This is a genomic window from Hymenobacter sp. (assembly GCF_036387835.1).
Lineage (GTDB): Bacteria > Bacteroidota > Bacteroidia > Cytophagales > Hymenobacteraceae > Hymenobacter.
The window spans coordinates 89,922-110,914 of the sequence record NZ_DASVSY010000073.1; the positions used below are offsets into that span (position 1 = coordinate 89,922).

Sequence of the window (20,993 nt, forward strand, 5' to 3'; positions counted from 1 at the left end):
AACCGACAGTCCGTTCAGGCTAAGAGGTATGGTTTGCTCCGTAATGTGCGCCAGTCGCCATATTTAGCTTGCTGAGGTAGAGAAAGACCCAGGTTATGCGTTCGGGCTAGTTGCCTTGCGCGAGCTAAACAGGTTATTGATTCCTTCACGTACGTGCAATCTTACATCTACCAATCTATACAACTCTACCAACCCCATTAGCAGCACCAGCGTGAATAAAATGGATATAGCCCGGTGATTGAGTAGCGGATTGTGCTCGATATAGAGATGGTAGTTCTCCTGCAAGAATTTGAGCACAGATTCCAGATTGAGTAGGTACGCCACCGAGCAAAGCACAAACACGAAATAGCGGTTGGTGACAAAGCTATAAGCTGCCAAAAATAAGAGGGCCGCATGCCAATAGCGGCTGTGCATCTCGGTGTTGAAGTAGCAGAAGCAAATAGGAATCAGAGCAAAGGTTATGAATACCAGGCTACGCTCGACGGGCACGGCTTGGTCGGGCGCCAACAGGTTTCGAACGGTGATTACAAACAGCGGCAGCAACACTATAAACGACGATAAACAGAATAAAATCAAGCCCCAGTTTCTGTAGGTAAGGCCTGCCACGATTAAATCGTCGCTCTGAATAGTAATGCCGAAATGCTGGGTTACCAAGTGCCAGAAATTATAGGCGCCCATGGATATAACTTTATAAAAGCCCACGGCATTAAAGTTGATGTCGATGATGTGCCGCACATAGTTTTCGTCTCCAAACCAAATGAACGGTATTAAAATTAGAAACTGCACGGCGGCGGCAGAAAGCACCGCCAATGGAAACTTTTTACCTGATTGAAGCCACAACGGTATCCACAGCAAAAGCAGAGGCGGCAGGAAGATAATGGCCTGCGTTTTCGCGTTTATCGCCAGCACATAAAATACTAGGCTACCAATCGGCTTACCGCGCAGGGCGAATGCCGCGGCAAAGAAAACAAAGCATGTATAGATGCTGTCGACCTGTCCCCAAACCCAGGAGTTGTACAGGTAGCCAATATTGAGTAACAGCCAGAAAGACAAAGCAAACCGTCTTTGCGTGCCTTTCACAAAGGATACTGCCGCCAGCGCACCAACGAAATCGAAAACCAGTGGAAAGGCCTTTATCCAGTAAATCTTGTTGGCAATACCCACGGTACTACCGGCTAATAACCCAAAGACATAAAGAAAGTAATGAAAAAGAGGATTGTAGTTATTATCCTCGACTTGATACACGTTGCTTAACCCGTGTTCAAATATGTAGGTTGACCATCTCCGCCAAAACGGAATATCAAGAAAATGGGCAGCCTTTGGCATTGCCCACAACATTATTCCAAACCACGCGGTGTAAATCAGTGCATACTTAACGCGGAGCTTACCCGGCCAAGTCAAGTTTTGTTTATGCTGCTCCATTGTTCAGGCTTTTGGTTAAAGGTTGTCCAGTAGAAATGAACGAAAAATTTACATGAAGCTTCAATCAACACCAGCACGGATTTACCTTTAATTAGCAAGGACTGTAGGTGTGTATATCCGAAATATCAAAGATTTTTTTGTATCCTGAAAATATGACGTTCTATACAGTGTTGCTTTTTTACTTGTAGGATCCTTGCTAGGGCTAAGCTTAACAGTGTAGTTAGTGCAGTCATTATCAGATATTTATGCTGATATGAGGAAGAGGGTTACGGCAAAGTGGTTTATTTATGCTGGCTACTGACTGCGTAAATGCTACCGCGGTGCTAAACCGACAAATCAGTTGATGGCTGGAAGCCGCGTAAAGACCTGATAAGCTAAGGCGACGCATCAACCCGACGGGTATGCAGCAACCAAAAAGCCCCGAAAAACTGGCTTGTTCTTACCTAGATATTCCTTCGTCTTCTTGGAAATCGTGTGATGAGCTTCTGCCGCTGGCCAAAGCGGCTTTATCGGTTGTAAGACGGTAGAACACCAAAAAAGCCCTTCCGGCCACATGGCTAGGAGGGCTTTTGAAATTAAGATACGGATGGAACATTCCGGGGTCTTTTACTACCTGCTGTTACGCCCCGCCTTGGCTAACCCGAGGGAAAGGAACTTTGCTTCTTTTGGGAAGGCGGTTGCCAAGCAACCACGCGCTGCCGGGTGTAACAACAGTTACTTGTACCAAAATCCTGCTTTAAAAGCAGAATTTCAATTTAGGATGCCGGTTGTTTATCTCGGTTGCTCTTCTTACTTAGTTGCTGCTAAGCCAGTCGCTAGCTTCGCGGCGCGAGGTGAAGTAGTTGAACTCAACCTGAGCAGGAGGAAGGGTGGCCGAACTAGCCGCCAGGATATTGCCGATTTGGTATTGGTACTGCTTCTCGGATACTACCGCCGCAATGAACAACGAACGGTCGGGGTGAACGAGAAGAACCTCGGCTAGAGGCTGCAAAATGTGCTCGGTCTCGTCGGTTGGGGGCGCGTTACGCTTCAGGTCCAGCAACAGTCTCGTTACGTTGTTTTCCAGCATTTTTTTCAAGGCCTGCTGGTAGGCGTCACGAAACGAACGAGACAGACGCGTAGCGCTGTAACTGAGGTAAAGCGTATCGGAAGCGGAGTGATAAGTGAGAGACGCTTCAGGAGAATGGAAGAGGGTCATCTAGAGCAACAAAACTTATGTATCGGCATAATGCAATGAATTGAATTTGCAAGACACTGACGAACTGCCTATTAAACTTTGTGTTTCATAGAAAGTTGTCTTTGCCTGAAAAAAAACTCTCCGGTGCAGGAAACTCCCTGACCTCAAGCGTAATGTGGCGGTCCGCTTACAGAGCATAGAGTCCGGTAAGCTGCCGATGGTTACGTACCTTTGCTGCATTTTAGCAGCCTATGTGGAGTAAACTAGCCCTGTTCGTCATCAAGAACCGGCGGATCCTGATCCTGCTGCTGGCCGCCCTGACGGTGTTCATGGGCTGGCAAGCACGCAAAGTGGAAATGACCTACGACTTTGCCCAGGTAGTCAGCCCCGACGACCCGGACATGGTGTATTTCCAGCAATTCAAGCGCACCTTCGGCGAAGACGGCAACGTGTTCGTGCTCGGCATGCAGGATAGCAGCGTGTACAAGCTTGGCAACTTCAACGAGCTGCGCGCCCTCACCGACACGCTCGGCAAGGTGGAAGGCGTGAGCGGCGTGCTGAGCGTAACGCGCCTGCCTTACCTGGAAAAAGACACCGCCACCGGCACCTTCCGGGCGCTGCCTATCTTCCGCCGAGCCCCGCAAAGCCAGGTGGAACTCGACTCGTTGATGCGGGTCGTGAATGCGCAGGAATTCTACAAAGGCCAGCTCATCAGCCCCACCACCGGCGCCACGCTGCTGGCCCTTACCCTCGACCCGAAGTTCCTGAACTCCTCGAAACGGGAAGGGGTGATGCGGGAAATCCTTGGCCACGCCGAGCGGTTCCAGCAGAAGACTAGCATCAAGATGCACTACGCGGGCCTGCCCTACGTGCGCACCACCATGACCACCAAAGTAGCCAGTGAAATGAAGCTCTTCGTGGGCCTCACGGTGGTGATGATGGCCATTACGCTGTTCATGTTCTTCCGGACGTGGTCGGCGGTGGTGTTTCCGCTGCTGATTGTGCTGGTGGTAGTGGTGTGGTGCGTGGGCAGTATGGTGCTGCTCGGCTACAAAATCAACTTGCTTACGGGTCTGATTCCAAGCATTATCATTGTTATCGGCATCCCGAACTGCACGTACCTGCTTTCCCGCTACCACTACGACTACCGCAAATCCGGCAACCAGGTGTTGGCCATGGCGCGGGTGGTGCGCAAAATTGGCCTCGTCACCCTGATGAACAACACCACCACGGCCATCGGTTTTGTGGTGTTCTGCTTCACCAACATTGCCATTCTCTACCAGTTCGGTATGGTGGCCACCATCAATATTTTCGTGGCGTTTGCGGTGTCGTTTATCATGATGCCGATTGTGTTCACCTACCTGCCGCCGCCCACGCCCAAGCAGCTCCAACACCTCGAAGCCAAGCCGCTGACCAAGTTGCTGGAGTTCTTTAACTATCTGGTGCTGGAGCGCCGCCAGACGGTGTACATCGCCGCCGCCGTGTTGCTAGTGCTGGCCTCCTTTGGGGTAAGCAAGGTGCGTTCGGTGTCGTATATGGTCGATGATTTGCCCAAGGATTCATCGGTAAACTCCGATTTGAAGTTCTTCGAGCAGCACTTCAACGGCGTAATGCCGCTGGAAATGGTGGTGGACACGGGCAAGAAAAAGGGCATTCTGAAGCTGAAAAATCTGGAGAAGATTGACCGGCTCGAGAAGTTCCTGCGCACCCAACCCGAGTTGACCACACCCGTCAGCATCGTCACGTTCCTCAAGGCCAGTACGCAGGCGTTCTACAACGGCAACCCCGAGTATTACCGCTTGCCCGATAATTCCGAGAAGAACTATGTGCTCAGCTACCTGGCCCGCTCACAGTCGGCCAACGGCGGCGGCAGCGGCCAGATGATGCAGAAGCTGCTCCGTTCGTTCACCGATTCCACGGGTCAGCGGGCCCGTATTTCCCTCAAGATTGCCGACATCGGTTCCCGCAACCTCGACACCCTGTTGGCCAGGAAAATCCAGCCGGAAATCAAGCAGATTTTCAACGGTACGGGTATGGATGTGAAGCTGACGGGCACTACTATCCTGTTCACCAAAGGCAACGAATACCTGATTGGCATGCTCAAGGAAAGCCTGCTGATTGCCTTTGGGCTGGTGGGCTTGGTGGTGCTGCTGCTGTTTCGGAGCATACGGGCAGTGTTTTTCACGTTGTTGCCCAACTTCTTCACGCTGCTGCTCACGGGAGGCATTATGGGCTACTTCGGTATCCCGCTCAAGCCAAGTACAGCCCTCATTTTCAGTATAGCGCTAGGTATCGATGGCGACAACAGCATCCACCTGTTAGCCAAGTTCCGGCAGGAAATGGCCATTAACGGGCAGCGGGTGCAGGCCGCTATCAGCACCACGCTCAGCGAGGCGGGTACCAGCATGATTTACACCAGCATTGTATTGTTTCTGGGCTTTTCGGTGTTTGCCTTCTCGGAGTTTGGCGGCACCAAGGCCTTGGGCTTGTTGATGTCGGCTTCTCTGCTGATTACCAACTTCTCTAACCTGATCCTGTTGCCTGCCTTGCTTGTTACCTTCGAACACGGCAAAGACGAAACCATCGACCAGTCTTCTATTCGCCACTACGACGACGAATACCACGAGGAAGATGATGATTTCGAGTTGAACCTGAACCGGATGCAGGTGCAGCCCCGCAACCCGGTAGCCTAGTCGCCTCACCCCCTTCGCCGCTTGATGCGCGGAATGAAAAGAGAGGGGGCTAGCTTAAAAATTTAAAATCATAGCTCTATTACTAGCCCATTAGCTTCTAGCTCTAGTTCCCCCTCTCTTTTCATTCCGCGCATCAAGCGGCGAAGGGAACTAGGGGGTGAGGCGACTAAGGCTAGAAGACAAGACCTACCAAAGAAATGAACTACCCCGAATACAAGCAGCCGCTCAACTACGGCCAAGTTGGTACCGATATCCTGGCTTGGTGGAAGCAGAACGGCATTTTTGAGAAGAGCGTGAGTTCCCGCGAAGGGCAGCCGACGTTCGTGTTTTACGAAGGCCCGCCGTCGGCCAACGGCGCCCCTGGTATCCACCACGTCATGGCCCGGACGGTGAAGGACATCTTCTGCCGCTACCAGACCCTGCTCGGCAAACAGGTAAACCGCAAAGGCGGCTGGGACACCCACGGCCTGCCCATCGAGCTGCAAGTCGAGAAGGAGCTAGGTATCACGAAAGAGGATATCGGCAAGAAAATCAGCATCGAGGAATATAACCAGCGCTGCCGCGAAACCGTGATGCGCTTCAAGGCGCAGTGGGACGACCTCACCGAGAAGATGGGTTATTGGGTGGACCTCGACGACCCGTACATCACCTTCGAGCCCGAGTACATCGAGAGTTGCTGGGCGCTGCTCAAAAAGCTCTACAACAAGGGTTTGCTCTACAAAGGCTACACCATTCAGCCGTACTCGCCGGCGGCCGGCACGGGCCTGTCCTCGCACGAGCTGAACCAGCCCGGCACCTACCGCGACGTGAAAGACACGACCATCGTGGCGCAGTTCAAGGTGAAGCGCGACGAAAAGTCGGAGAAGCTGTTTGCAGGTGCCGACGACGCCTCCGAAACGTTTATCCTGGCTTGGACGACCACACCTTGGACCTTGCCTGGCAACACCGGTTTGGCAGTGGGCAAGAACATTCCGTACGTGCTGGTGCGCACCTTCAATCCCTACACCTTCGCGCCTATTCGCGTGGTGCTGGCGGAGGCGTTGGTGGGCCGCTACTTCTCGGAGAAAGGCAAAGATGCTTCGCTAAAAGACTTCAAAGCGGGTGACAAGGTGCTGCCGTGGCGCACCGAAGGCAGCTTTAAAGGCTCCGACCTGGTCGGCATCCACTACGAGCGACTGTTCGGTACGGGTGCTGGCTTCCCGTCTTTCGAAGGCGATGAGCGGGCGTTCCGTGTCATTGCCGGCGACTTCGTGACCACCGAGGACGGTACGGGTATCGTGCATATCTCACCCACATTCGGTGCCGACGACTTCAAGGTCGCGCAGCTCAACGACATTCCCGCGCTGATTGTGATGGATGCGGAGGGCAAGCCAACGCCCATCGTGGACCGGACGGGCCGTTACGTGCCGCAAATGGGTGAGTTCGGTGGCCGTTGGGTGAAGAACTACGACGGGCACGACGAAACCGGCTCCGACTACAAAACCCTCGACGAAAGCATTGCCATCCGCATGAAAGGCGACGGCACAGCCTTCAAAGTGGAGAAGTACGAGCACACCTACCCGCACTGCTGGCGCACCGACAAGCCCGTGCTTTACTACCCGCTCGACTCGTGGTTTATCAAGACTACAGCGGTGAAAGACCGGCTCATCGAACTCAACAAAACCATCAACTGGCAGCCTGCTAGCACCGGGACCGGCCGCTTCGGCAACTGGCTGGAAAACCTGGTAGACTGGAACCTGAGCCGTTCCCGTTATTGGGGTACGCCGCTGCCCATCTGGCGCACGCAGGATGGCACCGAGGAAATCTGCATTGGCAGCATTGCGGAGCTGCGCCAGGAAATCGACAAGGCCGTAGCCGCCGAGGTGATGACCCACAACCCGTATGCCTCATCCCCCCAACCCCCTTCTCCTTCAGAGAAGGAGGAGCTAGATTCTAGCTCTAGTTCTAAAACTAGTTCCTCCTCTCTGAAGGAGAGGGGGCTAGGGGGTGAGGCAAAAATCGACCTGCACCGCCCTTACGTGGACGATATCTTCCTAGTATCGCCCAGCGGCCAGCCCATGTATCGGGAGCCTGACCTCATCGACGTGTGGTTTGATTCCGGCGCTATGCCCTATGCACAGTGGCACTATCCGCTCGAAAACAAAGAGAAGTTCGAGAAGAATTTCCCCGCTGATTTCATTGCCGAAGGGGTGGACCAGACCCGGGGCTGGTTCTTCACGCTGCACGCGCTAGGCGTGATGCTGGAAGACTCAGTGGCCTTCAAGAACGTGATGGCCAACGGCCTCGTGCTCGACAAGAACGGCAACAAGATGAGCAAGCGCCTCGGCAACGCCGTGGACCCGTTTGCTACCATCCAGCAGTTCGGTCCGGATGCCACGCGCTGGTACATGATTGCCAACGCGCAGCCCTGGGACAACCTTAAGTTCGACCTCGCCGGCATTACGGAGGTGCAGCGCCGCTTCTTCGGCACGCTCTTCAACACCTACTCGTTCTACGCCCTCTACGCCAACCTCGACAACTTCCAGGCGCGCGAATTCGACCGGGTGCCGCACGCCGAGCTAAGCGAGCTGGACCGCTGGATTCTGAGCAAGCTTCAGTCGCTTATCCTGGAAGTGCGCGGCTATTATGATGGGTACGACCCCACCAAGGCCGCCCGCGCCATCCAGGATTTCGTGACCGACCAGCTCTCCAACTGGCACGTGCGCCTCTCGCGCCGTCGCTTCTGGAAAGGCGAACTGACCACCGACAAGCGCGCTGCTTACGAGACGCTCCAGGAGTGTTTAGTAGTGGTTTCGCAGCTCATGGCTCCGATTGCGCCCTTCTTCGCGGAGTGGCTCTACAAGAACATGACCGACGGCATGCGCGAAGAAGCCGTAGCCAAGAACACGCCGCTGGCACCCGAATCGGTGCACCTCACGCTGCTTGTGCAGGCTGATGAGACGCGTATCGATAAGGCGCTGGAGGAGCGGATGGAATTGGCGCAGCGCATTTCTTCGCTCACCCACTCCCTCCGCAAGAAGTCGGTGCTGAAGGTGCGCCAGCCATTGCAGCGCATCTTGGTGCCGGTACTGAATGATTCGACGCGCGAGCAGGTAGCCAAGGTGGAAGACCTGATTTGCGCCGAGGTGAACGTGAAGCACGTGGAGTTCCTCGACGATACCAGCGGCGTGTTGGTGAAGTCGGTGAAGCCCAACTTCAAGCGCCTTGGTCAGCAATACGGCGCCCGGTTGAAAGCCGTGGGTGCCCGCATCCAGCAGATGACCGCCGAGGAAATCAGCACCCTCGAAAAGACCGGCCAGCTAGCCGTGGAAGTCGATGGCCAACCCATCACGCTGGCTCCCGACGACGTGGAAATCCGCTCCGAGGACATCCCCGGCTGGTTGGTAGCCACCGATGGCCCGCTCACCGTAGCCCTCGACGTGACCCTGACCGACGAGCTGCGCCACGAAGGAGTAGCCCGCGAGCTAGTAAACCGTCTCCAGAACCTACGCAAAGACAGCGGCCTGGAAGTGCAAGACAAAATCCGCGTCACGCTGGCCTCTGGTCAGGCGGGCCTGGAAGCTGCCGTGCAGTCGTTCGGTGATTATATCCAGGGCGAAATTCAGGCGCTGAGCCTAGATTTCATGGATAATATGATGAACGGTCAGGAACTGGAGTTTGATGATTATAAAGTCTTCGTTCGACTAACTGTGATTAAGAACAGCCAGTTGAGCGATTTTCCGCTTGTTAGTCCTGATAGAACAGCCGTGGGAGATATTCCACGCGTCAAACCCAATGAAACGCTTCGTGAGCAAAACAAAGCACAAGATTCATAAAGACAGGCTTAAAACGGCACAAACAGCCCCTCGAAATATATACCAACGGCACAGAAGATAGGACCCGGCTTGGGGCAGCGAAGTCCAAAATTCTGTGTCACTTTGTGCTAGGATGGGAGGGAGGTTAGAACACTGCTTTTCTGTCAGTCTTTCAACCCACTTCTAACCTCTTGCTTCTCACCCGTACCTTATGAAATACTGGAAATACTACTTGGTGGCGCTGCTAATCATTTTTGTTGATCAGCTCTCGAAGTGGGCCGTGCACACCTATATGCAGCCCGGCATGCCCGGTGAAGTCCCCATTTTCGGCGACTGGTTTAAGCTGCATTACACGCTCAATCCGGGCATGGCCTTCGGGTTTGAGTTGCCGCCGCCGTACGGCAAGATTGTGCTCACCATCTTCCGGATAGTGGCCGTAACCGGCATCAGCTACTACATCTACCGGCTGTGGAAGCACCGAGCTCCAAGCGGCCTGCTTGTGTGTATTGCCCTGATTTTGGGCGGCGCCATCGGCAACCTGATTGATTCGATTTTCTACGGCATCATCTACAACAACGCACCTTTTGGCGTGCCCACACCCTGGCTGCACGGCCAGGTGATAGACATGCTGTTTGTTGATTTCCCGGATGGCTTTTTCCCGATTTCCTGGCCCTTGGTAGGCGGCAAAATCATCCCTGACTTTCCTATCTTCAACATCGCCGACTCTTCTATCTTCATTGGCGTAGCCCTCATCCTGCTCAACCAAACCCGCTTCTACGGCCACCAGTACGAGGAAACCAAACCCCTAGCTGCCGACGACCCGGAAGCCGCCCAAGCCCGCCACGACGCGGAAGCTACGGCTGCCTCGTAATAATGACCACTTAACTCCTTAAACGGCCGGTTGGAACTCTTCCAACCGGCCGATTTTTATTGGGGTAGCACGATGTAGAGACGCGACACTTGGCTTTGCCGACCTTCGGTTCGCGTCTCGGCGTCCGCACCGTTTGGTCAGTTCGAATAAACAACATCAGCAACGCCGAGACGCGAAGTGTCGCGTCTCTACATCGTGCTGTTGCTTGCCTTATCTTTACCGGTACTGCTTACTGATTTATTAAGTGGGCCTTTGCATTACATATGTCCGAACCCATTCTCTCCGTCCGCAACCTCACCATCGACTTCGCCAGCCACCGCGGCAACACGCGGGCTGTGTCGGACATATCATTCGACCTGCACCGCGGCGAAACGCTGGCCATTGTGGGCGAATCGGGTTCGGGAAAGTCGGTGACGTCATTGGCCTTGATGGGGCTGATTCCGCTGCCGCCGGGCCGCATCACGACGGGGCAGGCCCGCTTCCACTCCGAGGCACTTGGCGAAGTAGACTTGCTGAAGCTCGATGAAGAGCAACTGCAACAGGTGCGCGGCAACGACATCAGCATGATTTTTCAGGAGCCCATGACCTCCTTGAACCCGGTCTACACCTGCGGCAGCCAGGTGGTGGAAGCCCTGCGCCTGCACACCAAACTAGACGCCAAGCAGGCCGAAGCCCGCACTGTGGAGCTGTTCACGATGGCGCAGCTGCCGCGGCCCGAGAAGATCTTCAAGTCCTACCCGCACGAAATCAGCGGCGGCCAGAAGCAGCGCGTGATGATAGCCATGGCCATGGCCTGCAACCCCGCCATCCTCATTGCCGACGAGCCCACCACTGCCCTCGACGTAACGGTGCAGGCCCGCATGCTCCAGCTCATCGACCAGCTTCGCCGCCAACACAACACGGCCGTCCTCTTCATCACCCACGACCTCGGCGTAGTAGCTGAAATAGCCGACCGCATCCTGGTCATGTACCGAGGCCGGGTGGTGGAGCAGGGCCCCGTCCTCGACATTTTCACCAATCCCCAACACCCCTACACGAAAGGCTTGCTTGCCTGTCGGCCAAAATTATCAGTAGGCCGAAAAAAACTGCCAGTAGTAGCCGATTTCATGCGTGAGACAGCCGATGGAGGCTTTATTGCTACTGGAGAAGCGTCTACGCAACTCTCTGTTAGTGAAACCAGTGAATTGATAGCGGAGCCCTCTAAAAACGGAACTGACACCACCAAAACGTTCCCCGTGGAACATTCCGATGTTCCACACCTTAGCAATAGTATTTTAGGAGTTGAATCGGCGCCAACCCTAGAGTCGGGCCAGCCATTGCCAGTTACAGACGGCGCAAGCGGTATCACTATCGTTGCTGATGTTGAAAATGATTCTGCTGGTGTGCCATTCCATCCGGCCTCGTTCAACGATAGTGTTACCACCACTGAAAAGAGTCGTGGCGCCACAGTGGCGAGCAGCACAGCGCCGCTGCTGCAAGTGGAAAAGCTGAACGTGCATTTCCCTATTCGTAAGGGCTTCTTTAACCGCAAACCGGAAGTGGTGCGGGCCGTGGACGGGGTGAGCTTCGACATCTATCCAGGCGAGACGGTGGGGCTGGTAGGAGAGTCGGGCTGTGGCAAGACCACGCTCGGCCGGGCCCTGCTCCGGTTGGTGGAGCCGACGTCGGGCAGCATCTTGTTTGAGGGAGTGGATTTGGCCAAACTGCCGGCCGGGGAGTTGCGCCGCCGCCGCCGGGAGTTTCAGATGGTGTTCCAGGACCCGTACGCTGCCCTCAACCCGATGATGACCGTGGGCGAAGCCATTCTGGAGCCTATGCGCGTACACAACGTAGGCGGCACCAAAGACCAGCAAAAGGCCCGCGTACTGGAGCTGCTGCGTACCGTAGGCCTCACCGAAGCACAGTACCAGCGCTACCCGCACGAGTTCAGCGGCGGCCAGCGCCAGCGCATTTGCATAGCCCGCGCCCTGGCCCTGCAACCTAAGTGCATCATCTGCGACGAATCGGTTTCTGCCCTCGACGTATCGGTGCAGGCCCAAGTGCTCAACCTGCTCAACGACCTCAAGCGCGAGTTCAACATCACCTACCTCTTCATCACTCACGACCTGTCCGTGGCCCGCTTCATGTCGGACCGCTTGCTAGTGATGCGCCAGGGGCAAATCGTAGAAAGCGGCCCGGCCGCCGAACTCTACGCCAACCCGCAGCACGAATACACCCAACAGCTCCTGGCCGCCATCCCCAAAGACGAGCCCGCCGACATCCGCGCCGCCGTGGCTAGTAGGCTGTAACACCAAGCTCCCGCTTGGTGAGGCATTGCTGACGTTGGAGTGGCAACTGCCATGCTGACGAAGGAAGCATCTCGCGTGTTGAGGTTGTGAACGTTGAACGGTGTAGAGACGCGACACTTCGCGTCTCGTCGTTGAACGACTGCTCAAGAACAAGCCGGAGTGAACAACCTCAGCAACGACGAGACGCGAAGTGTCGCGTCTCTACACCGTCCAATGAAGCATGCGAGATGCTTCGGCTGCGGCTCTGCATGACAGCCAGCTACAATTGTCAGCTTGCCTCTCCGATTTAAAAGAGTGGGATGTAACTGATTTCAGCGAAACGGTGTTAAAGCAGTTGGCCGTAGCAAATCCGTAATCCAGCATTTGCTGCTAGAAATAGATATTCGCGGATATATTTCGTATTATCTGCTTGAAGCCTGGCCAAACGGCCGGCACCGCTCGTATCGGGCCTATTACATTCACCCTGGAAAACCGCTCACAAAGCCGGTTTTCCTTTCTATCAACCCCGCCGCCTGAGAAAACGACAACCCCCGGCGGCCTTTATTTTCTGATGAAAAGAAAAGAAGAATCTGCCGCCCCCCGCGCCCCTCGCGCGAAGGCCCCCCGCGACGAATCTGTCGCCCCCACCACGGTAACCAAAGACCAGGTCTACCGCATTTTCCTCGACCGGCCTACGGATGTGGTGGCTTACCGCCAACTTTCCCGCCGCCTCGGCGTCACCACCAAAGAGCAGCGTGAAGTGGTATTTGCCCACTTACGGGAGCTGAAAGGCGCAGGCCTGCTTACGCTCGTTTCCAACGACGAATACCGCCTAACCGACCCGGAGGCCGCCTCGCGTGCCACGGTGCCTGCCAGCAGCAAAAAACGCCGCAAAGACGACAACACGCCGGTGCCCGCCAAGCCCACTCGCTCGGTGCAGGCCGAGTTCGGCAACGACCCGGTAGTGCACCGGCGCCGCGAGGCCGGCTTCGACTTCCCCTCCGATGAGCTGCGTCCTGAAACCCGCCGCCGGCAAGACAGTGGTGGTGATACCATCACGGGTACCGTGGCCCTGGCTACCGACAAGTTTGCTTTCGTGATTAGTGAGGAAAGTGAAAGCGACGTGCGCGTATTCACCGACCGGCTGAAGTTTGCCATGCACGGCGACACAGTGCGCCTGCGCCTGCGCGGCTCCCGCGACGGCCGCCCCGTCGGCGACGTGGTAGAGGTAGTTAACCGGGTACGGCCCGAGGTGGTGGGCCGGCTGCAACTGCAAGGCGGTATTGGCTTCGTGAAGCCCGACAACCGCAAGATGTACTTCGATGTGTTTGTGCCGTTCGAGAATTTGCACGGTGCCAACCACGGCGAAAAAGTGCTGGTGCGCATCACCGAGTTTCCGGAAAATGACGCGGGCCGCTCGCCGGTAGGTGAGATAGTGCGCAGCTTCGGACAGGCCGGCGGCAACGAAGCCGAAATCAACGCCATTATGGCCGAGTTTGGTTTGCCGTTCGAGTTTCCGCACGAAGTGGAAGTGGAATCGGAGGCCATATCCGACCAAATCAGTGAAGACGAAATCAGCCGTCGTCGTGACTTCCGCAACATCACCACCTTCACCATCGACCCCGCCGATGCCAAGGATTTCGACGATGCCCTAAGCATCGAGAAGCTGGAAAACGGCCATTGGGAAATTGGCGTGCACATTGCCGACGTAACGCACTACGTGAAGCCCGGCACTGAGCTGGAGCGCGAAGCCAAGCACCGCGCCACGTCGGTATACTTAGTTGACCGCGTGATACCGATGCTGCCCGAGCGCCTATCGAACGGCCTCTGCTCGCTGCGGCCCAACGAAGACAAGCTCACTTTCTCGGCCGTGTTCGAGCTCGACGAGAATGGCAAGCTCTATGATTCGTGGTTCGGCAAGACCATCATCCACTCCGACCGACGCTTCGCCTACGAAGAAGCGCAGGAGCGGATTGAAGGCCTTGAGGCAGACTACACCACCGAAATCCAGCTCATGAACAGCATTGCCAAGAAGCTATGCGCGCAACGCTTCAAGCAGGGCGCCATTAGCTTCGAAACGCAGGAGGTGAAGTTCAAGCTCGATGAGAACGGTAAGCCGCTCGGCGTGTACGTGAAGGAGCGCAAAGACGCCCACAAGATGATCGAGGAGTTCATGCTGCTGGCCAACCGCAAGGTGGCCGAGTTTGTGTTCAAGCTCAAAAACCGCAAGCCGCGCTTTACCATGGTGTACCGCGTGCACGAAGCCCCCGACCCGGACCGCCTGCAAACCTTCGCTCTCTTCGCCAAGAAATTCGGCCACGACCTCGACCTGAGCAACCCCAAGAAGCTCAGCACCGAGCTCAACGACCTTTCGACGGAAGTGATGGGCCGCCCCGAGCAAAACGTCATCCAGACGCTGGCGGTGCGCACCATGAGCAAGGCCATTTACACCACTGAGCCGCTCGGTCACTTCGGGTTGGCTTTCGAGCACTATTCGCACTTCACGTCGCCCATCCGTCGTTACCCCGACATGATGGCGCACCGCCTACTCGAGCACTACCTCGAAGGGGGCAAGAACGTGGAGGTAGCCCCCGTGGAAGAAGAGTGCAAGCACTCGTCGGAGCGCGAGAAACTAGCCGCTTCCGCCGAGCGGGCCAGCATCAAGTACAAGCAAGTGGAATTCATGTCGAAGGTTATCGGCGAGACCTTCACCGGCGTGGTATCGGGCCTCACCGAGCGCGGCATGTACGTGGAAATCGAGGAGAACAAGTGCGAAGGCATGGTGCGCCTGAGCGAAATTCCCGGCGACACGTTCGAGCTCGACAAAGACAACTACCGCATTGTAGGCCGGGGCAGCAAGCGCATCATTCAGTTCGGCGACGAGCTGCAAGTGGTGGTGAAAGCCGCCAATCTGCTCGACCGCACCATCGACTTCGAGCTGGTTGATAACCGCCCCGATTCGGTGAAGCAGCGCGAGCAACAGGAGCGCCGCGAAAACAGCAGCCGCCCCCGCGGCTACCGCCCCGAGCGCAGCGGCGGCCGCCCCGGTGGCGACAAAGGAAAGCGCCGGCGGTAAGCACTGTGCTGCCTAAAAGATTGGAGTAAGTATCAAAAGCCCTGGTTGTCTATAGAGACGGCCAGGGCTTTTTGGTGGCGAGAATTAGAGCCTTACAATTTCAATCGAACACGTAACTCTCGGTTACTTCCATTGCCTTGCTGTTGCCATTGCAGCCGCCGGGATGAAACAGCGGAGGCATATTGCTGATGACCTCAACCAAGGCTGCATCGTAGGCTGGACTAAGGCCATTGCCGGGCTTCACATGAACTCCGCTAACTGCGCCAGATGTAAGCACAGTAAAGGTGACCTGTACGGTGCCGCGTTGCCGGGGGCCTTTCGGCTTTTTCAACCTTTTGCTCACGTAAGCAAGAAATGCTGATTGTCCGCCAGCAAAGACTGGCCTACAGGCTACTGTCATCGTTTTGCCTTCCGATGTGGTTATCACTACACTAGTAGCGGTATCCTTTTTAGTTGGCGCAGAAGTTGTGCGCAGAGCCGGTTTAGCTGTTGGGGCGGGCGGCCTTGCATCCCACCGGTTGTAGGAAGTTTGAGCCGAGACAACTCCCGACAATAGAGGACAGAGCATCCGGTCGTCCACCAACGTATTCCTGTTAGCATAGAAAGGCAGTTAGAAAGCAGCTTGCATCCCAACGATTACGTTAGTTGCTAAAGTATCACGAGGCTACTCTACCGTCATGAGGGGGCACAGCAAACGGCCTGCTGATTCCTCCGTACCTTTCCAACTGAACCGTACCCGCTTTTCCGTGGACCTTTCTTTCTTCAGCAACAAGCTCACCACTGGCCTCGATAGTCTGCACTACGGCGACCAGCCCACGGCGCTCTACGAGCCTATCCGCTACATCATGGCCCTCGGCGGTAAGCGCATCCGGCCGCTGCTTGCGCTGCTCGGTGCCCACGTCTTCACCGACGACCTCGACCCGGTGCTCAAGCCTGCGCTAGGCGTAGAGGTATTCCACAACTTCACGCTGCTCCACGACGACATCATGGACCAGGCCCCGCTACGCCGCGGCCAGCCCACGGTGCACGAAAAGTGGAACGCCAACGTGGCCATCCTGAGCGGCGACGTGATGTTGGTGCGCGCCTACGAGCTGTTCTTCGACGTGCCCGCCCACCTGCTCCCCACCGTCCTCCGCCGCTTCAGTGAGACGGCTGCCGAGGTCTGCGAGGGTCAGCAGTGGGACATGAACTTCGAAACCGAAACCGAAGTCAGCATCGCGCAATACCTGGATATGATTCGGTTGAAAACGGCCGTGCTTCTCGGCTTCGCGCTGGAGCTAGGCGCCCTCCTCGGCGGCGCCAGCGTCGTCGATGCCGACCACCTGCGCCAGTTCGGCGTCGGTATCGGCCTGGCCTTCCAGCTCCGCGACGACCTGCTCGACGTCTATGGCGATGCTGCCACCTTCGGCAAGCGGGTCGGCGGCGATATTGTCTCCGATAAGAAGACCTTTTTGCTGCTCACAGCCCAAGCGCAGGCCGATGCTCGGCAGCAGGCGGTACTGGCGCGGCACATCGGTCAGCCCGTACTTAGTGCCGAAGTAAAGGTACACGCCGTCAGGACCCTCTACGATGAGCTCGAAATTCGCCCTCAGACCGAAGTTCTCATCAACGATTACTTCCAGGATGCCTTGCAGCATTTAAAGCGCGTACAAGCCTCCGCAACGCGCAAAGAGCCGCTCCTGCAACTTGCCTTACAACTCATGGACCGGGAGCAGTAACGCGGAAGCCACAGGAAATCCGTTCCGCGACGAGCACCGCGAGTATGCTGAACCGCACCTCGTGGTCCTAACGCGTAGGAACTCGCTTTGCTCGTCGCGGAACAGATTTCCTGTGGCTTCTGCGCTACACCCAATACACCTTATTCTCTCTACCTAATGCCCTTCATCAATCCTGCCCTTATCCTGATAGCCCTGACGGCTGGTATCTCCATGTACGCTTGGTCTAATCGGGAACTGATGGCAAAGTGGATTTTCAGTCCCTATCTCGTGTCGCAACGCGGCGAGTGGTACCGGTTCCTAACCTCCGGCTTCCTCCACGCCGATTTCGTGCATTTAGGCTTCAACCTGTTTGCCTTCTACTCGTTTAGCCCGGCCGTACTGGCGGAATTTGCTAGCGCCTATGGCTTGAATACGGGCATTGCCTGCTTCCTGCTGCTTTACATTGGCGGTATCATCCTGTCAGATATTCCCACCTATTTTCGGCACCGCCACGACCCTGCTTACCGTAGCCTCGGCGCGTCGGGTGGGGTGTCGTCGGTGCTGTTTGCCAGTATCCTGTTCCATCCGGTGGCGGCAGGCGGAGGGGGCATCATTATTTTCCCGCTGCCTATTCCTATTCAACCTTTCGTGTTCGGCTTCCTATACCTAGCATATTCCTACTACCAGGGCCGTCGCCGCGGCGACAACATCAACCACGATGCTCACTTTTACGGGGCCTTGTTCGGGGTTATCCTTGGGCTGATACTCATACCGCAGTCAGGGCTTGCATTCATACAGCAAGTGCGTCTTTATTTAGGTAACTTACTGTAATACAGCAAGTTAAATAGTTTATAGTGGGCGCTTTATATCTATTCCGGAAGTTGTGCGTAGAAAACCGCAAACTAACATACTCCCGACTCCCATGAACAAACTAGCACCTCACCTGAATCGGCTTGCCGTCATGGCGCCCATGTTGGCGCTCACGCTTACTACCACCGCCTGCAGCCGCTACAGCAGCAGCGGGGGCCTCAGTATTTTCGGCTTCATCATCCTGGCTCTTGACGTACTGGCCTTGATTGATGTATTCAAACAGCCTTGGACCACCGGCAAGAAAATCCTTTGGGTTGCCATCATTTGGTTCCTCCCAATATTAGGCCTGATTCTATATTATTTGATAGCCGGCCGTGGCAACTCCAATACAGGAGTTGTGTAGCTCAGCCAGCTTCCTGATAATAAGTTTAACGCCCCTCACTGCATCAGCGGTGAGGGGCGTTTTCTTGTTGAAGCCTTCATGACTGCTAGCTTCCAACCTTGGTCTGCTACTTGCTTGCTACTTCAGCAGCCGCTGCTTTTCCAGACGGGCCACGTGCTTCAGCAGGTCGCCGGTGTTGGTGATTTCCGTTACCTGCCAATGGTCACCACGGTTGAGCATCTTCAACTCCACTACCATAGTTGTGTCGTATTTGGGTTGGGTGAACTCAATACCTACTAGGGCTTGCTCGCCTTCCTCCTTCACGTATTTCACATCCTTGAACTTGCTGTCGGGGCTGGCTACTTTACCGGCCAAGCCGGCTAGTGAGATATTCATCATGCCCTTCGAAGCCAGAGCGTCGGCACCTCCCTGCAACGACCCCGTCTCCACGAACTGCTGCACTTCCTTGCGAACCACCTGCGTCAGCTGTGGCTTCAGCAACCGCAGCGCACTTTTAAAGGCTATGCCTCCGGGATTCAGCAGTCCGAGCGACGAGCTTTGATTAGCTACCTGATCTACGAGGCTGCCCGTGACGCTGTTTACATCAACATAGCGCTCGAAGGTGGCCATGTCGTGCGTGCGGGCCGCGTTGGCCACCTGCACCAGCGCGTATTTGGGCCCGGCCTTAAGGCTCTGATAATAGAAGTAGCCTCCTACAACCACCAGCACTAATAAGAGCAATAGAATGATTCGTTTCATTTAAAAGCAGTGATAAGGTAGAACTCCGAGCCTCTAAAATACCGGTTTCCTGCTTCGCGACCTTATCCCTGATGGCTCTGCACCAGCGCCTGATCTACCATATAAGGTTCTGCTACGTATGACAACGCATGCGCGGTACCTCATCAGCCCCTTTTGCTACACGCCCTGAAGTGCATGGGCATCGGGGCTGCCGCGGCTTACGGCCCGAAAACACCTTGCCGGCCTTTCTGCACGCCGTAGCATTAGGCGTTGATGTGCTAGAACTCGATGTAGTACTGTCGGCTGATGGGCAAGTGGTAGTGTCGCACGAGCCTTGGATGAATTCCTTGATTTGTCTTGATCCGCAAGGCCAGCGCATAGCACCCGCCGACGAGCACCACCATAATCTCTACCAGCTTTCCTACGACCATATCAGGCGCTACGACTGTGGCCAGCTTCGCCATCCGTCTTACCCGGAGCAGCAGTCTGTGCCGGCCTACAAGCCGCTGCTCCGTGAAGTAGCGGAGCAGGTCGATGCGTTATCGGAGCAGTTAGGACGGAGCTTACTGCGCTTCAGTATTGAGGTCAAAAGCACCCCTGCTGGCGATGGTATCTGGCACCCTGTTCCGGAGGTATTCATGGAGGTTGTGTTGGCGCAGTTAACGCAGCTTGGCCTTACGTCGCGGGCTACCTTGCTGTCGTTTGATAAGCGCATTCTGCAGCAGACTTACCGCCACCTGCCGAGCCTGCCTTTATGCCTGTTGGTAGAAGACATAGTTCCGTTCCAACAGCACATAGCCGAGCTAGGATTTGTACCCGCCGTATATGGTCCATACCACGGGCTAGTAACCGAAGAATTGGTAGTACAAACCCGCCAGCTAAACGTAGCGCTAGTGCCCTGGACAGTCAACGAAGTAGCGCACATGCACCGCCTGTTGCAGCTCGGGGTTACGGGCCTCACCACCGATTATCCCGATCGGCTTCTTGGGCTATTGTCAAGCTCTAGCCAAGCGTAACAAAGCGCCTCTGCTTGCTGTGTAGCAAGTCCTCTGCTGCGTGCGGCGCAAGCTGTTATTTCAGAAACCACGCATTCTGGCTTTATGGGGTTGTGCGGGCTACGCGGAACAACCTGTGCTTGATGACCAGAAAGCGTAACATTCTTTAAAAACATGCTCAGTTTGCCTTAAAAGGCATTCTCAAGGTGATTGTTACACTGCAACGTTCCAGTCAATGATACGTAAAGCTGTTACACATTACAAACTGTATCCCTGTAACATGCGTAACGTGTGTAACCAGTATACAATATTGCGCGTTACGTATCATGTCACTATTTACATAACTTGTTTTGTTGTTCTGGACATAAGTGTCATATTTACACTTACGTTTTACATCAGCTCAAACTATGCCGCATCAGGGTCAAATACTGCAGGAATTCATCAAAAACAGCGGTATTTCCATTACCCGTATAGTAGACGAGTTGGGTATTACCCGTCCGACGATATATCGTAAATTCAAAGAAGAGACACTTGATTACGCATTTGTAACTCGCGTCGGTGACATTATCGGCCACGATTTTTCAAAGGACTTTACAACGTTACAGCAAACGGCTTTACCCTTTGTATCATCCTCTGTATCTGTTACACCGTTACAGGGTGTAACACAGAAAAATGTATCGTTACAGCAGCCTGAGCCAGATTGTATTAAGCAGCTCATGACCCTTCAAACCAAGTATATCTCGCTCCTTGAAGCTTACAATGAGTTACTCTTGAAGGTGTATGGTCCGCGGTAACAAAAATGTTCCACGTGAAACATATTTGTTGTTGCCTCGTCGGACACTTTACCGACTACCATGTTCAGAAGAGGGCCTTCATGCGTAACAAGTACTGCTCCAGTAAGAAGCAAAGAGAGCCAACTAAGAAGCCTTTAGGCGCAACAAAACAGAGCAGTTAGACGCTTGCTAAGTCTATGAAAGATGACTGGTTGAGAAGCCTATCGATGCACTTGGCTAGTCTCTAAAATCTCCATCGACCGCTAACAAAGAACCGCCCGAAACACGAAGTGGCGGG

Annotated in this window: 14 protein-coding genes; 10 read left to right on the forward strand and 4 right to left on the reverse strand. The window is 55.1% G+C overall.

Translation table 11 applies throughout. The annotated features are described in order from the left end of the window. Positions 1-93 precede the first annotated feature (93 nt). Both VF639_RS14160 and VF639_RS14165 read right to left on the reverse strand, forming a co-directional pair. Complete coding sequence (locus VF639_RS14160; protein WP_331146571.1) at positions 94-1,422, reverse strand: hypothetical protein; 1,329 nt, start codon at positions 1,420-1,422, stop codon at positions 94-96. A gap of 793 nt (positions 1,423-2,215) precedes the next feature. After that, positions 2,216-2,620, reverse strand: coding sequence for a hypothetical protein (locus tag VF639_RS14165; RefSeq protein WP_331146572.1), 405 nt, complete (start codon positions 2,618-2,620; stop codon positions 2,216-2,218). A gap of 230 nt (positions 2,621-2,850) precedes the next feature. On the opposite strand from VF639_RS14165, the gene VF639_RS14170 reads away from it, so the two are divergent. The 5 genes from VF639_RS14170 (at position 2,851) to rnr (ending at position 15,300) form a co-directional block, all read left to right on the forward strand. After that, positions 2,851-5,292: an efflux RND transporter permease subunit gene (locus VF639_RS14170; protein WP_331146573.1), complete on the forward strand. Its 2,442-nt coding sequence runs from the start codon at positions 2,851-2,853 to the stop codon at positions 5,290-5,292. A gap of 197 nt (positions 5,293-5,489) precedes the next feature. Further along, on the forward strand, positions 5,490-9,107 hold the full coding sequence (gene ileS, locus VF639_RS14175; RefSeq protein ID WP_331146574.1) for an isoleucine--tRNA ligase: 3,618 nt from the start codon (positions 5,490-5,492) through the stop codon (positions 9,105-9,107). A gap of 190 nt (positions 9,108-9,297) precedes the next feature. After that, the gene (locus tag VF639_RS14180; RefSeq protein ID WP_331146575.1) at positions 9,298-9,957 is read left to right on the forward strand and encodes a lipoprotein signal peptidase; all 660 of its coding nucleotides are present in this window, start codon (positions 9,298-9,300) and stop codon (positions 9,955-9,957) included. Positions 9,958-10,220: 263 nt separating this feature from the next. Further along, complete coding sequence (locus VF639_RS14185; RefSeq protein ID WP_331146576.1) at positions 10,221-12,245, forward strand: ABC transporter ATP-binding protein; 2,025 nt, start codon at positions 10,221-10,223, stop codon at positions 12,243-12,245. Positions 12,246-12,795: 550 nt separating this feature from the next. Beyond that, positions 12,796-15,300: a ribonuclease R gene (rnr, locus tag VF639_RS14190; RefSeq protein WP_331146577.1), complete on the forward strand. Its 2,505-nt coding sequence runs from the start codon at positions 12,796-12,798 to the stop codon at positions 15,298-15,300. A 100-nt stretch (positions 15,301-15,400) separates the two neighbouring features. Here the strand turns inward: rnr and VF639_RS14195 are convergent, their stop codons facing one another. Beyond that, a complete protein-coding gene (locus VF639_RS14195; RefSeq protein WP_331146578.1) occupies positions 15,401-15,643 on the reverse strand; it encodes an energy transducer TonB family protein in 243 nt (80 codons plus the stop codon). 403 nt (positions 15,644-16,046) lie between these two features. Here VF639_RS14195 and VF639_RS14200 point away from each other — a divergent pair, with 403 nt between their 5' ends. From VF639_RS14200 to VF639_RS14210, 3 genes are all read left to right on the forward strand, one after another. Beyond that, positions 16,047-17,018, forward strand: a complete 972-nt coding sequence (locus VF639_RS14200) for a polyprenyl synthetase family protein (RefSeq protein ID WP_331146579.1) — start codon at positions 16,047-16,049, stop codon at positions 17,016-17,018. Between the two features lie 156 nt (positions 17,019-17,174). Next, positions 17,175-17,828 carry a rhomboid family intramembrane serine protease gene (locus VF639_RS14205; RefSeq protein ID WP_331146580.1) on the forward strand — a complete coding sequence of 218 codons (654 nt, stop codon included), beginning with the start codon at positions 17,175-17,177 and terminating at the stop codon, positions 17,826-17,828. Positions 17,829-17,919: 91 nt separating this feature from the next. After that, positions 17,920-18,210 (forward strand): PLD nuclease N-terminal domain-containing protein, encoded by a 291-nt coding sequence (locus tag VF639_RS14210; protein WP_331146581.1) that lies wholly within the window; start codon positions 17,920-17,922, stop codon positions 18,208-18,210. Positions 18,211-18,327: 117 nt separating this feature from the next. Here VF639_RS14210 and VF639_RS14215 read toward each other — a convergent pair whose 3' ends face one another. Beyond that, complete coding sequence (locus tag VF639_RS14215) at positions 18,328-18,948, reverse strand: DUF2939 domain-containing protein (protein WP_331146582.1); 621 nt, start codon at positions 18,946-18,948, stop codon at positions 18,328-18,330. 128 nt (positions 18,949-19,076) lie between these two features. On the opposite strand from VF639_RS14215, the gene VF639_RS14220 reads away from it, so the two are divergent. Both VF639_RS14220 and VF639_RS14225 read left to right on the forward strand, forming a co-directional pair. Then, a complete protein-coding gene (locus VF639_RS14220; RefSeq protein ID WP_331146583.1) occupies positions 19,077-19,943 on the forward strand; it encodes a glycerophosphodiester phosphodiesterase family protein in 867 nt (288 codons plus the stop codon). A 386-nt stretch (positions 19,944-20,329) separates the two neighbouring features. Continuing rightward, positions 20,330-20,716, forward strand: a complete 387-nt coding sequence (locus VF639_RS14225; RefSeq protein ID WP_331146584.1) for a helix-turn-helix domain-containing protein — start codon at positions 20,330-20,332, stop codon at positions 20,714-20,716. Positions 20,717-20,993 lie beyond the last annotated feature (277 nt).

Excerpts from the sequence above, each read along its gene's own strand:
- ileS (WP_331146574.1), top strand. The coding sequence starts at position 5,490 with ATGAACTACCCCGAATACAAGCAGCCGCTCAACTACGGCCAAGTTGGT.
- VF639_RS14210 (WP_331146581.1), top strand. The coding sequence starts at position 17,920 with ATGAACAAACTAGCACCTCACCTGAATCGGCTTGCCGTCATGGCGCCC.
- VF639_RS14180 (WP_331146575.1), top strand. The coding sequence starts at position 9,298 with ATGAAATACTGGAAATACTACTTGGTGGCGCTGCTAATCATTTTTGTT.
- rnr (WP_331146577.1), top strand. The coding sequence starts at position 12,796 with ATGAAAAGAAAAGAAGAATCTGCCGCCCCCCGCGCCCCTCGCGCGAAG.
- VF639_RS14165 (WP_331146572.1), bottom strand. The coding sequence starts at position 2,620 with ATGACCCTCTTCCATTCTCCTGAAGCGTCTCTCACTTATCACTCCGCT.
- VF639_RS14170 (WP_331146573.1), top strand. The coding sequence starts at position 2,851 with ATGTGGAGTAAACTAGCCCTGTTCGTCATCAAGAACCGGCGGATCCTG.
- VF639_RS14205 (WP_331146580.1), top strand. The coding sequence starts at position 17,175 with ATGCCCTTCATCAATCCTGCCCTTATCCTGATAGCCCTGACGGCTGGT.
- VF639_RS14215 (WP_331146582.1), bottom strand. The coding sequence starts at position 18,948 with ATGAAACGAATCATTCTATTGCTCTTATTAGTGCTGGTGGTTGTAGGA.
- VF639_RS14220 (WP_331146583.1), top strand. The coding sequence starts at position 19,077 with ATGCGCGGTACCTCATCAGCCCCTTTTGCTACACGCCCTGAAGTGCAT.
- VF639_RS14160 (WP_331146571.1), bottom strand. The coding sequence starts at position 1,422 with ATGGAGCAGCATAAACAAAACTTGACTTGGCCGGGTAAGCTCCGCGTT.
- VF639_RS14225 (WP_331146584.1), top strand. The coding sequence starts at position 20,330 with ATGCCGCATCAGGGTCAAATACTGCAGGAATTCATCAAAAACAGCGGT.
- VF639_RS14185 (WP_331146576.1), top strand. The coding sequence starts at position 10,221 with ATGTCCGAACCCATTCTCTCCGTCCGCAACCTCACCATCGACTTCGCC.